The 13447-nt window shown below is 50.4% G+C and carries 12 protein-coding genes; 4 read left to right on the top strand and 8 right to left on the bottom strand.

The window, feature by feature from the left end; genetic code table 11:
- Positions 1-63: 63 nt before the first annotated feature.
- From ACQ4MZ_RS00440 to ACQ4MZ_RS00405, 8 genes are all read right to left on the bottom strand, one after another.
- Positions 64-804 (bottom strand): 3-keto-disaccharide hydrolase, encoded by a 741-nt coding sequence (locus ACQ4MZ_RS00440; protein ID WP_430843790.1) that lies wholly within the window; start codon positions 802-804, stop codon positions 64-66.
- Between the two features lie 315 nt (positions 805-1119).
- On the bottom strand, positions 1120-2265 hold the full coding sequence (locus tag ACQ4MZ_RS00435) for a glycoside hydrolase family 130 protein (protein WP_430841860.1): 1146 nt from the start codon (positions 2263-2265) through the stop codon (positions 1120-1122).
- Between the two features lie 102 nt (positions 2266-2367).
- Entirely contained in the window at positions 2368-2967 is a 600-nt protein-coding gene (locus ACQ4MZ_RS00430; RefSeq protein ID WP_430843789.1) for a YceI family protein, read from the bottom strand.
- 116 nt (positions 2968-3083) lie between these two features.
- Positions 3084-3653, bottom strand: coding sequence for an RBBP9/YdeN family alpha/beta hydrolase (locus ACQ4MZ_RS00425; protein WP_430841858.1), 570 nt, complete (start codon positions 3651-3653; stop codon positions 3084-3086).
- Positions 3654-3677: 24 nt separating this feature from the next.
- Entirely contained in the window at positions 3678-4763 is a 1086-nt protein-coding gene (locus ACQ4MZ_RS00420; protein ID WP_430841856.1) for a formylglycine-generating enzyme family protein, read from the bottom strand.
- 17 nt (positions 4764-4780) lie between these two features.
- On the bottom strand, positions 4781-6232 hold the full coding sequence (locus ACQ4MZ_RS00415; RefSeq protein ID WP_430841854.1) for a phytoene desaturase family protein: 1452 nt from the start codon (positions 6230-6232) through the stop codon (positions 4781-4783).
- Between the two features lie 5 nt (positions 6233-6237).
- Positions 6238-7809 (bottom strand): sulfatase family protein, encoded by a 1572-nt coding sequence (locus tag ACQ4MZ_RS00410; protein ID WP_430841852.1) that lies wholly within the window; start codon positions 7807-7809, stop codon positions 6238-6240.
- A 203-nt stretch (positions 7810-8012) separates the two neighbouring features.
- Positions 8013-8576 carry a DUF4142 domain-containing protein gene (locus tag ACQ4MZ_RS00405; RefSeq protein WP_430841850.1) on the bottom strand — a complete coding sequence of 188 codons (564 nt, stop codon included), beginning with the start codon at positions 8574-8576 and terminating at the stop codon, positions 8013-8015.
- 151 nt (positions 8577-8727) lie between these two features.
- On the opposite strand from ACQ4MZ_RS00405, the gene ACQ4MZ_RS00400 reads away from it, so the two are divergent.
- The 4 genes from ACQ4MZ_RS00400 to ACQ4MZ_RS00385 all read left to right on the top strand — a co-directional run bounded on the left by ACQ4MZ_RS00400 (position 8728) and on the right by ACQ4MZ_RS00385 (position 13381).
- A complete protein-coding gene (locus ACQ4MZ_RS00400) occupies positions 8728-9171 on the top strand; it encodes a response regulator (protein ID WP_430841848.1) in 444 nt (147 codons plus the stop codon).
- 27 nt (positions 9172-9198) lie between these two features.
- Positions 9199-9813 carry a biliverdin-producing heme oxygenase gene (locus ACQ4MZ_RS00395; RefSeq protein ID WP_430841846.1) on the top strand — a complete coding sequence of 205 codons (615 nt, stop codon included), beginning with the start codon at positions 9199-9201 and terminating at the stop codon, positions 9811-9813.
- A 13-nt stretch (positions 9814-9826) separates the two neighbouring features.
- A complete protein-coding gene (locus ACQ4MZ_RS00390; RefSeq protein WP_430841844.1) occupies positions 9827-12109 on the top strand; it encodes an ATP-binding protein in 2283 nt (760 codons plus the stop codon).
- Between the two features lie 171 nt (positions 12110-12280).
- Positions 12281-13381 (top strand): DNA topoisomerase IB, encoded by a 1101-nt coding sequence (locus ACQ4MZ_RS00385; RefSeq protein WP_430841842.1) that lies wholly within the window; start codon positions 12281-12283, stop codon positions 13379-13381.
- Positions 13382-13447: the final 66 nt, after the last annotated feature.

Here is a 13447-nt window from a genome sequence, read left to right as displayed (position 1 = left end):
ATAAGCTTGGCATTAAAGATTTTGTATTAAGCCGACGGCCGACAGCCGACAGCCGATGTTAAATTAATACTGTTTGATGCGCAGGTCTTTGTATTCCACTTTCATAGGCGGACCTACGTGTACCTGTACTCCTAAAAGGCCTTTTTTAGCGCCATTTACCGTGTCGTTGTCGGTAACATCGCTCATCAGGACGCCATTGATGTAGTGCTGCAGGTGATTTCCCTTCACAACGAGGTGGAAAGTGTTCCAGTCTTCACTTTTGATCAATGTCTTCAAAGAATCGGAAGAACCGAGCGAGCCTACCACTTCCAAACCCGTCCAGGCGTTCCTGGATACATTCTTGCGGATGGCTTCCGGTGTTTTTTCGCCGGTATATTCTTTAATAACCGTTTTCTGACCGCGGTAGGCCAATGTAGTGCGCTTGCGTTCTTCGTAATTCTGTCCGGTATAGGCATTTTTACCGTCGATATCAGCCTGGTAGCCCTTCAATGCGAAAGGAACGTCGGTGAGTTGCTCGCTACGGTAGTTGATACCCGAATTACCGGCTGTCGCGATCTTGAAGGAACCTTTCAGCTCAAAATCAGCAGGCTCTCCGCCACGCCAGATGATGAAAGAGTTGGTTTTCAAAAGTGTTTCAGGGGTGATTTCGCCAACGAGCGAACCATTTTCAACGCGCCAGTATTTCGGATCGCCATCCCAGCCTTTAAGTGTTTTTCCGTCGAAGATGGATTTGAAGCCCTTTTCACTTTTTTGGGCAAAAGTATCGACCTGGCTGGTGAGGGTCATCACGGCGGCCATGAGCATTCCGGCCTTGATAAATCTGAAACTCATTTTGATCGCATTTATAGGTTTAGTGACTCCTGAACAACTGGTTTCCCTTATTGTAAGGGCTATTTGGATATTAACTCCCTCTTAAAAAAGCAGAAATTAATATCCAAAAATTCCTAAAAATATCTGATGCACTATCCTGTACTAACCTGCTTGGCGCGGTTGACGCGAAGCTATGGCTTCGTGCCAACCATATTGCAGAGCTCATGCTCTGCTCTGCACGATGATCGCCGTTCCGACCGGCCGGAGGCCTGCGAATAGTGGGTACGAAGCCGGAGCTTCGCACCAGCGTTATGGCAACGGGTCGCCAGGAGTTTTCGCTGCGGGATCATATATTGCCACTCCTACGCGTGAATCGGCGCAGCCGTAGTAGAGCAGCCATTTTTTCTTATGGTACACCATTCCTTCGATGAAAACGGTTCCTGCTACATATTGCCCACTCTTTTCAAACGGCTCCATCGGACGGAAGAAAGGCGTATCGAGGCGCGCCAGGACTTTGGTAGGGTCATTTTTATCAAACAAAACCTGGCCGGCACAATAGCTGTTGGGCGTAAAACGCTTGTCGCCGTCTTCGCCTTTATCATTCTTCCCATTGTAAAGTAATACGATGCCGTTGTCGGTCAGGATCGCCGGAGGGCCGCATTCAGTGAGGTCGCTATCGAAATAGCCCTTTCTAGGCGAAATGAGGTTCACGAGATCCCCCTTGCTGTCCACCACGGGCTCCCAGTTAATGAGATCCGTAGAAGTAGCGACATTCACATTGGCTTCGCCGAAATAGAGCCAGTATTTTCCGTTGATTTTAGCGATCACTTGCTTGTCTCCCACGAGTTTGGTCACAATAGAGCCCGATTTCGTCCAGATATTATTGAATCTGCCATGGTATGCTTCCCTGAACACCGGGCCGTATTTTTCCCATCTGAGCAGATCGCGGGAAGTGGCAACTCCCAGGCGTGCTTTGTCTTTGTTCCATTGTGTGTAGACGACCACATAAAGGCCGTCTTCCGTAACTGCCACACGCGGGTCCTCGCAGCCGCCAGGCCATTCATTGGCTTTCTGGCTGTCTTCCGCGGGAAAAAGCACAGGTTCTTTCCTTCGCTTGAAATGGATTCCATCCTCGCTCTCGGCATAGCCCAGGCGCGAGGTCCGCATGCCGATCGCCTTACCGGCTTTGTCTTCGGCGCGGTACAGCACCACGATCTTACCATTTTTTATGGTCGCTGCAGGGTTGAAGGTATCGTTCGATTCCCAATCGACCCGGCGCTTGTTCATCGGGCAGAAAAACCGGGAAGTACTGTCGGGGGAAATGACCGGGTTCACGCCGGCGGGCCGTTTAAAGCCACCGAACGCCCATTCGGGCAGTTTGTTTTCAGTTTGGGCAAATACCTGTCCGGTAAACATCGATGTGCATATAGCGAGGCCCGCGATGAAATTTTTCATAGATTTTCTATCAGTTATCAAATCACATTTGCCAAATATAGATCAAAAAAAATCCGGTCTGATCGCTCAAACCGGATTTTATATCTTCTAAATATTCGCTGATTATTTGTTCGCCACCAGGTTTACATCGAGTGTAAAATCGTTGTCGATCGCCTTGTCGCCAAGGTTTTCGAAGAAGTTGGTCGAACGGAATTTGATGTCGTATTTAGTGCGGTCGATGCTTACTTTCGCATTGGCGGTCACCTTTTTAGCATCTGCCGTTACGGTAGCAGGGAATTTCACATCCTGGGTAATGCCCTTGATCGTCAGCTTGCCGGTTACGTCATAAGCATTACCTCCTTTTGGTGTTACAGAAGAGATCACGAGTTTCGCCTGCGGGTGTTTCTCAACCGAGAAAAAGTCGTCGCTTTTGAGGTGATTGGTCAGTTTACCATTCATTTCCTTATCGGTTACGTCGGTTACCACCAGCGATTTGATGTCGGCTACAAAACTTCCTCCTTTGAGCTTATCATTATCAATCACGAGTGTACCGCTTTCCAGGGGCACGGTTCCCGCGTGTGTTCCTGTCACTTTCTTAGCGCCCCAGTTGATGGTGCTCGCTTTTGTATCTACCTTCAGCGTTTTGTCGGCAGCACTCTTTCCAGGACCGTTGGCAATAGCCGCAACATTGAAAAGCAAACCAGCTGCTGCGAGTACAAACATTCTTTTCATAATAATTTCAATCGTTTAAAGTGTAGAAGAATTGTTTTGAAATATATAAAGAATAAAAAGCACTTAACAAATCATTAACAGGCTTTAACAAACGCATACGCCGTTTCTCAGGAGCGTGTTGCTTCGCCTTCCAGCAATTTCACGCCATCGAATCGTTCTAACAGCTTCTTGCCGTCAATCCAGTCTTCCAGCCCCGATACGGCATTGATATGGCCCTTTTTACCCACATTCACAAAATCACTCCCCCAATTGGCAGCAAACACTTTCGATCGCCCGATCGTGGCGTAAATATCATTCGTACTCGCTACCACGATCGTTTTGAAAGGGATCGTACGCACTGGTATAGGCGTGAAACCGACCACGAAATTCAATCGTTTGGAAAGCTCCGCATCCGCCGGGGCCACCAGCAATGCGCCTTTGATGAGCTCTGAACCATGCTCCTGCGCCCAATGCGCCACGGTAATGCAACCCAGGCTGTGTGCGATAAGAATCGTAGGTTCGGTCAGTTCACTGATCTGCTTTTGCAGCTGAGCCACCCAATCCTGTTTCACGGGCCAGTCCCAGTTGGCCTGCTGTACACGGTCGAAGCGGTCGGGATATTGCTCTTCCCAGATAGTCTGCCAATGCTGCGGGCCTGAGCTCGCGAGCCCCGGTACGGTCAGAAAGCGCACACTCATGATATCATTGGTTTGGTATTCAAATCACTTTTTGTCCATTACACAACGGAAACCGAGGTTGTTGCTTCCGCTGGTTACTTCTCCTTTGCCGCGGCTGCCTGCCTTGTAGCGAATGCAATAGTCGTCGCTGCAAAGGAACGAGCCACCGCGCTGGACTCGCTTTACTGCCCCCGGCTCGTCGGGATCATAGCTATCCGACGGTCCTTTCGGGTTTACAGCAGGGCTTTTCTGGTAGTAATCAGGGCGGTAAAGATCCTCGCACCATTCCCACACATTTCCGTCCATATCATACAAGCCATAAGGATTGGCAGGGAATGACTTGATGGGCGCTGCAGTGAGGTAGCCATCTTCTTTGGTGTTCTTATCGGGGAAACTGCCCTGGTAAATGTTAGCCACCCACTTGCCGCCCGGTTTCAGCTGGTCGCCCCAGTAATAGGTATGGTTCCCTTTGCCGCCTTGCGCTGCAAACTCCCATTCCGCCTCGGTAGGAAGTCTTTTACCTGCCCATTTCGCATAAGCAGCCGCATCTTCGTACGACACATGCACGACCGGGTAATTTTCACGGCCTTTGATCGAGCTGGAAGGCCCTTCCGGATGGGCCCAATTGGCACCCGGCACGTAGTTCCACCATTGCAACGGGTTATCCAGGCTTACTCGTGTAGGCGTAGGCGTGAATACCGCCGAGCCTGGCACCAGCTTATCGGCCGGGACACCGGGATAATCGGCTGGGTTCAATGGACGTTCGGCAACGGTTTTGTAATTGGTTGCTTTCACAAATGCGGCGAATTCGGCATTCGTTACTTCATGCGCATCGATATAATAGCCATTCACAGTCACCTCGTGCATCGGACGGGAGTCGGGGAACTCGTCGGCGCCCATGAGGAATTTGCCACCGGGTATCCACACCATTCCGGTACTGTCACCGGTTCCTTCGGTTACCAGGCTTGCATTACGGATCGCAGACGCGCGCGAAGGCATGCCATCGGCAATGCATGCCGCAAGACTGTCGGCTTTGCGCTTCTCCTCGGCGGTTTGTTTGCTCCCGCAGCTCCACGATGTTACGGCTAGTACGCCTGCCAACCCGCAAAATCCTATTATTGAAAACTTCATATTCCTTGAAAACTCGATTACGCTTTTTTTAACTCCACTTTAAAAACATCCTTCAACGCCTGCCGCGCCGCGTGGTAGCCGCACATCCCATGTACGCCCCCACCCGGAGGCGTGGACGAGGAACAAATGTAAATGCCCTTTGCGGACGTCCGGTAAGGCGAAATACTCAGCACCGGCCGCGAATAGAGCTGCCACACGTCCTGGATACCGCCGTTGATATCCCCTCCGATATAATTCGGGTTATATTGTTCAAATGCGCTGGCATTGGTAATGTGTTTCGCCTTGATCACATCCCTGAAACCCGGCGCATACCGCTCGATCTGGCTTTCCAGGGCATCGGTCATATCACGGTCGTCGCCATTCGGCACATGGCAATAGGCCCATGCTGTATGCTTGCCTTCGGGCGCCCGGGTTTTATCGAAAAGGCTTTGCTGCGCTACCAATGCAAAAGGCTTTTCTCCCCGCTTTCCATTTCCCACATTCCTTTCATACCGCACGATCTCTTCCAATGTATTCCCCAAATGCACCGTCCCCGCTGCCCGGCATTCTTCACGCTGAAAGGGAATGGGCTCGTCCAGTGCCCAATCGACCTTGAAAATCCCCGGCCCCTGCCGATAGGTTTCCAGTCGCCTTTTGTACGAAGAACTCAGCCTCTCTCCTGCAATGCGCACCAGCTGTTTGGGAGTTACATCCATTAGAATCGCTTTGGCGGAAGGCAGCTCATTCACCGAACCAACCATCCACCCCGTTTGGATCTTCCCTCCCAGCGATTGATAATAGGCGGCCAATGCATCCGCGATACACTGGCTACCGCCTACGGGAATTACCCAGCCTTTGATGTGCGCCGCCGCCATGAGCACAATGCCAAAGGCCGATGTTGCGATATTGCTCAGCGGCTGGATCGAATGCGCGGCCATTCCGGCCCACAATGCGCGGCCTTCCGCTGTTTTGAACTTCCCGGCCGCCCAGGTAGCGGGTAGCAACGCCTGTAACCCGAAACCTGCAAGGCGGAAAGGTTCTGCCGGCCATTGCAGCGGTCCGAGCAAATCCGGCAGCAACTTCGTAACGGATTCCAACAGGCCGCCCATCCACCGGCGGTAAGTATCCCCATCCGCACCCAACTGCCGGGCCGTCGACTCCACCGATCGGTCGAGCACCGCCACGCGACCGCCATCCAGCGGGTGCGCCGCGTCGTGCGTGGGCTGAACGAATTCCAATCCGAAATCAGCCAGCGGCAACCTTTCAAAAAACGGCGACATGAGTGCCATCGGATGTACAGCCGAACAAATGTCGTGGCGGTAACCCGGCAGCGTCAGTTCCGCTGTGCGCATACCGCCGCCGATCGTCTCCTTCCCTTCGATGAGCAATACCGAAAGCCCCGATTCTTGCAAGGTAATAGCAGCCGCAAGCCCGTTAGGACCGGAACCGACCACTATCGCATCGTATTCAGGATTTCGGGTATCTGTCACACTGATCAGGGTTTGGCTGTCGCGAGGATTTTCAATGCCTCGTCGTCCTTGTATTCATTCATCAATGCTTTCAGCTTGATTTTAAGATCGGCCGTCAGCTTTTCGGTTCCTTTTGTTCCGTAAATATTGGAAACCTCTTTCGGGTCTTTCTGCAAATCATACAATTCCCATGAGTCGGCTCCCTGATAAAAATAGACCAGCTTGTAGCGGTTTGTTCTCAACCCGAAATGCGGATACACGTGGTGCGGCTGCGGAAACTCGTAATAGTGGTAGTACGCTTCTTTTCTCCAGGGTGCCTGCGCGGTATGCGTGCCTTTCAGCAATGGTAAGAACGATTTGCCCTGCATATCAGCCGGCGTTTTTACACCCGCGATATTCAATACGGTTGGAGCCCAGTCTATATTTACCACGAGGTCATTCACTTTGGTCCCCGGTTTGATCACGCCCGGATAGCGGATCACAAATGGTGTTTTCAATGACTCTTCATAAATAAAGCGCTTATCGAACCAGCCGTGCTCACCGAGATAAAAGCCCTGATCGGAAGCATAAATCACGACGGTGTTTTTGGATAACCCACTTTTATCCAGATAGTCGAGCAGTTTGCCGATGTTGCGGTCCAGGGAATTAGCAGTCGAGAAGTAATCGCGCAGGTAACGCTGGAACTTCCACTCGACCAAGGCCTTTCCAGTCAGGTTTTTATCGGTTACCTCTTTGGATACCTTGTCATAGTATGCTTTGAAAACCTTTTTCTGCTCCGCATTGAGTCGGTTATAGAGGAAATCCTTCTCATAATCGACACCTACTTTCAAGTCGAATTTCATGCGCATCGTTTTGTCGATGGTCATATCCTGGTCCGCAGCGGCTTTTCGGCCTTTGTAATCGTCATAAAATGTCGACGGCAGCGGGAAAGTCACATTATCATAGGCGCCAAGGTCCTGCAAATCGGGCATCCACTCGCGGTGCGTAGCTTTATGGCCAACGATCAGGAAAAAAGGCTTGCTATCGTCGCGTTTTTCGAGCCAGCCGGTTGCGAATTGGGTAATAAGGTCGGAAACGTAGCCGGTGTATTGGGTCGTGTCATTGGGCTGTCCGATGAACTCCGGGTTATAGTAATGCCCCTGATCGGGCAATACATTCCAATAATCGAAGCCCGCCGGCAAGCTGTTCAAATGCATTTTACCAATCCAGGCCGTCTGGTAGCCATTGTTACGGAGCGTTTCCGACAGCAACGTCTGGCTGGTGTCGAACTTCGTCCGGTCATTGCGTTTATAGCCATTCAGGTGGCTGTATTTGCCGGTGAGCAATGTTGCACGGCTCGGGCCGCATATCGAGTTGGTTACCAGGTTATTGGTCAGTAATGCACCTTCACGGGCGATGCGGTCGATATTGGGGGTTTTAACAATTTTATTGCCATAAGCACCGATTCCCTGATAAGCATGGTCGTCGGAAAAAATGAAAATAATGTTCGGGCGCCCGGCTGTTTGGGCGTGGCTCGTCGTGACTGACAAGACCATTGCAATCAGGCCGAAAAAGGCCTTCAAAGTCAACTTCGCAGGGTGGTTAAGAATAGCAAACATGAAATACTCTATATAATAGGTAGACAAAATAAACTTATACGAAATCAATTCGCAAGCGTTTGACCGGAATTACTTTACGAAGCCGGTTTCCGCCGGGTTTAAAATTACAAATTGATGATTTGTTTTCACTATCCTGTGATTTTAAAAGCAAAAAAGCCCGAGACGAATATTTCGCCCCGGGCTCTTCGACTATTTCGTTCAGGTTACTTGGTTTTTTTATCAATGGCTTCGGCCATTTCCAGATGGTGTCTTAAAGTCGGAAGTTTACCTTCCGCCCAGGCCTTCACATCAGGATCTTTGGCTTCTTTCGCAGCCTCCTCAAACTCGCTGATATCTTCCTTATGGTCGTCTACCATAAAGGAAATATAGGCTTTATCAAATTCCTTACCCTGCTTTTTGGCAAGGTCATCGTACTTTTTCTGTTTGTCGTCACTCAGCATTGCGGGAAGGGTGATGTTTTTCTGAGCGGCGAGTGTTTTCAGTTCTTCGCCTGCCTTCGAATGGTCTTTCATCATCATTTCCCCGAATTTCTTCACATCGGCGCTGGCGGCATTTTTCTGTGCCAGCTCCCCGAGTTGTACCTCCATTAATCCGCCATCGGCGGCTGCCACGGCAAACTCAGAGTCATCTTCCAATGCCGTAGTGTCCAGTTTCGCTTCATTCTGCTCTTCTGCAACTTCTTTGCTATCCTCTGTCTTGGTGTTATTACAATTCGTAAACGCCAGCACAGTCGCTGCCATAAGGATACTCCATGCGATCTTTTTCATGATAGGTTTTCATTTTTTGATGATATGAGCCCTAAAAATTAAAAAACTATGCCATCCCGACCGAAAAACGGATATTTTTGTCGCCATCCGTCGACAAAACAACGTCCTTCGGGTTGTTCTGCCGTTTCCAAACCTACCTCTACCCTAGTTAATGAGCCCTTTTACCCCTTTACGGATTATACTGGCCGACGACGACCATGACGACACCTTTCTTTTTCAGGAAGCGCTGGAACAGATTTCACTGGAAACAGACCTTTCCATTGCTGAAAATGGGGCGGAACTTCTCCAAATATTAAAAGAAGCAGACGACAAGCCCGACATCATATTTCTGGATATGAATATGCCCGTCAAAAACGGACTCGAATGCCTGGAAGAAATCCGCAGTACAGAAGGGTATGAGCAAGTACCGATCGTGGTACTTTCGACTTCGGTCTCCCAACATCTGTGGGAATCGGCTTATCGCAATGGCGCCAGCCTGTATATCCAGAAACCCAATAGCTTCAACAGCCTGATAGACGTCCTCAAGAAGTGCTTGCTCGACAGGACCGGTGCGACGATGCCGGAGCGGGTGGAACAATTTTTGATTACTAATTAATCTTACAAGTTTCAATTTGCATTCAGTATGAGTGAAGCAACTGCTTTCGACACAGAGCAAGAATTATTTTTCAAACGATTAAGACAAGAAACGGCGGAAAGCCACCAGAAACTGGAAGGCAACCCGCTTTCCAAGGCGATACTCTCTCCCTTCGTTTCCGTAAAGGATTATCAGACTTACCTGGCTGCCCTTTTCGGAGTGACCATTGCCTGCGAGGATCAGATATTTCCTATTATTTCACACGTTATCACGGATTTGGCCGACCGTTACAAATCAAGGCTGATCATCGACGACCTCCTCGCGACGGGGCTTTCGGAAGCCGAGATCGATGCGTTGCCGGTATACCGTTTCGAATTTTCGACCGTTGCTGAGGCGCTGGGGATTATGTACGTGCTGGAAGGCTCCACATTGGGCGGAAAAGTCTTATACCGGCATATCCATGAAGTGCTCGGCCTCACGCCCGAAAATGGCGCCTCCTATTTCTGGGGATATGGCCCACACACAGGGAATCTGTGGAAAAGTTTCATCTCGGCACTTACCCAATTTGTCGACGAACTTGATGAACGGGACGGCGTGATCGGCAGCGCAAAAAAAACTTTTACCATCATTGACAACTGGCTCGGGCAAACCGACCGGTCGTAACTGGTCAGCAGAAATGAATATCAAGGACATTGTGAACCGCGACATTGTCAATCTGACAAATTGCGAAAGTGAACCCATACACATACCGGGCAGCATTCAGCCCCACGGTTTTTTACTGGGAATACAAAGAGGGGCTTTCAGAATCGAGTTCTGCAGTGCCAACAGCGCCGATTTTATCGGCATCGGCCCGGAGAAGGTATTGGGCAGGCATATTTCCGATGTTTTCCCGGAAGAACAAGCTTCACATTTCGCATTATACGCCGGCGCGGAAGCCATCGACTCCGCGAAGCCATTTGTTTTTACATTAAACGGGGTCTCGTTCAATACCACCGTTCACGGCAGCGGCAATCATGTGATCCTCGAACTCGAACCTTTTCCGGACGGAACTTTGCAGTTGCCAAACTTGTACACGCAGACCCGCAATTTCGTTTCGATCATGGAGAAATCCAGCGGGTTACTCGACCTCTGCCAGGAAATTGCTGACGAAACCCGCAGCATTACCGGCTATGACCGGGTGATGATCTACCGGTTCGATGAACAATACAATGGAGAGGTAATCGCCGAAAGCCGGCGCGAGGACCTCGTTTCTTTTGCGAACCAGAAATACCCGCATACGGACATACCCGCACAGGCGCGAGAGCTGTACATCCGCAACCCGCTCCGCATGATCGCGGATATCAATTACACGCCCGTTCCGCTGCTGACAATCGACGATTCGCCCGTTAAAAACAATCAATCGCTCGATCTAAGCCTTTCGATTCTGCGGAGCGTCTCACCTATGCATATTGAATATTTAAAAAACATGGGTGTGGGCGCCACACTGACCATTTCGCTGCTCCAAAACCAGAAACTTTGGGGCCTCATTGCCTGCCACCATTACACACCCAAGATATTGCCGCACTATACGCGCCTTTCCGCATTATTGCAAGGACATTTTCTTACGTCCCAAATCGCAGTTCGCGAGGTTGCCGAGGAATACAATATTGGTGAAGAAGTAGATAAAGCGCTCGCGGAGGCGCTCACGCTCCTGCACGAGACCGAAAATTTCATGGAAGCCTGCCATCAGTCACCGTGGTTGCTGAAACTCGCGAATGCCACAGGCGTTGCCATTTATCACGAGGGCTTATTGTATACCAACGGCCTGGTCCCCTCGGATGCCGAACTGATTGAACTGTTTGCGTTTTTGTCCGATGCATATCCCAACCAGACATTCGAAACCGATAACCTTTCCGACGTTTATCCAGCCGCGAAAGACATTTCCAAATATGCCGCCGGGGTGATCTACCATTCGATGGTATCGGGTGATGACGGAATACTGTGGTTGAGACAGGAGAAAATTGAAACGATCAGCTGGGCGGGCAATCCTGATAAGGCTGTTTTGAAGAATGAAGACGGCGTCAGGCTTTCCCCACGCAAGTCGTTCGAACTCTGGATGGAGATCGTGAAAGATAAGAGCACGCCCTGGCGGAAGTCGGAGATCAATGCGGCTTCGAGCTTTTCCTATGCGTTACAAAAGCACATTAACTACCGGGTGATCAGGGCGCAGGAGGATCAGAACAGGAGCCTCAATGAAGAGTTACGTCTGGCCAATAAAGAACTCTCCAACCTCAACTGGATTTCGACCCATGATTTAAAGGAACCGCTACGGAAAATTCAGATTTTCGCCTCCAAAGTCCTCGATCGCGAGGATCCGGACTTGTCCGTTCAGGTGAAAGACTCTGTTGAAAGAATGCGTTTTGCCGCCGAAAAAATGCAAATGCTCATCGAAGACATCCTGGCCTACTCGAAGGCAGGCAGCATGGAAAAGGTCTTCGTAATGACTGACCTGAACGAGATCCTGCGGAAGGTTATTTCGGAGTTACGGGATACTATCGAGGAGAAAGAAGCTAGGCTTCATGCCGGAAGCCTGCCCTCCCTGGATATCATCCCTTTCCAGGTGCATCAGCTTTTTATTAACCTGATTGGTAATGCCCTCAAATTCGTCAAACCCGATACACGCCCCGACATCAGCATTACTGCAAGCATTGTGGAGGCCACAGCCATTCCCTCTGAAAAAACCGCAGCAGGCCGCTACCATGCCATTGCCTTTCGCGACAACGGGATTGGTTTTGAAGCCGAATACGAAAGCAGGATATTCGATATTTTCCAACGCCTTCATCCGGCGCATAAGTACCCGGGAACCGGCATTGGCCTGGCTATTTGCAAGAAGATTATGGAGAACCATCGAGGGTTTATCGGTGCAAAGTCGGTGTTCGGGGAAGGCTCGGTATTCACCCTGTATTTTCCCGCTATGTAACGCCCCTGGGCCGTGAGTATATTGTTCCTCAGCTTAGCCGCTTTCCGGGTAGGGCTGGGGATTTTTTATGGGAATTGAACGGCGTAATGCAGCCAGCTGCGCATTTTAACTGCACGCCAAGGGCTGGTATTAAATTGTTATGACCTGCGGGAAAAACCAATGGTAAACCACATGTCAGCAGCCGCAGCTCTTGAAATAACCACCGACGAACCTGTACTCACAGCCCGGCAATTCAAAAAATTAAGAAAGAACCCTGCATTGACTGCGGAAGCGGCCGGGCTTCATTACGTCCAGTCCGCGAATGCACCGGGTTATACCCGCAAGGGAAAAGCACCCAGATTCTACTACACCGACAGCGACGGCCAGCGCTGCAAGGATCCTCAGGCGATCAAACGCATCAAGTCGCTGGTACTTCCGCCCGCCTGGACCAACGTCTGGATCAGTGCCGACCCCGACGCGCATTTGCAAGCCACAGGCATAGACGCGGCCGGTCGGAAACAATATCGTTATCACCCATTCTGGAATCTCATCCGGAACCAGACCAAATATTACAAATTGCTCATGTTCTCGGAAGCCTTACCCGCATTACGCGAGCAAGTGGAGCATGACCTCCGGAAACGTGATTTCGACCTTTCGAAAGCCATTGCGCTGGTGATCAAGCTGATGGACAAAACCTGCATGCGGGTAGGGAATCAGCGCTACAAAATTCTGCACGGATCGTCAGGTATTACCACGCTCGATGCGCGCTGCGCCACGGTTTCCGGCAGCCGCATCCGGTTTGCATTCAAGGGCAAAAAAGGTATCCGGCAAGACATAACCCTGCGCGATAAGCAACTGGCACGGCTGGTCCAACAATGCAAGGAAATGCCCGGAAAAAGGCTTTTTCAATACATCACCGAAACCGGCGGAAGATGTGCCCTGAATGCCCAGCAGGTAAACGACTACATTCGCCGACATACAGGTGCCAATTTTTCAGCGAAGGATTTCCGGACGTGGATGGGCACGGTAACGGCATTCGAATACCTCAGCCACCAGGAACAGCCCGTTTCCCAACGACAACTGACGCGTATCAAAAATACCTGCCTCGATGCGGTAGCCGCACATTTGGGCAATACCCGGGCCGTTTGTAAGAAATATTATGTACATCCAGCCATTTTCAGAGCTTATGAAAACAACCGCATTCAGCGCTTTCTACAAAAAGAGGTGGAAGAAACCGCCCATTTCTCCGAAACTGAGCAGCGCGTACGTGCATTACTGTCGCGCCCTGGCTAAACAGATAAGTTCTGATCAGATGCAACCATTAGTATACAATCCTTGTCACAAACTATGACATTGATT

The sequence above is a fragment of the Dyadobacter sp. BHUBP1 genome (assembly GCF_050587785.1).
Classification (GTDB): Bacteria; Bacteroidota; Bacteroidia; order Cytophagales; family Spirosomataceae; genus Dyadobacter.
Note: the sequence above shows the minus strand (reverse complement) of the source record. Positions and strands in the feature narration are given on the sequence as shown.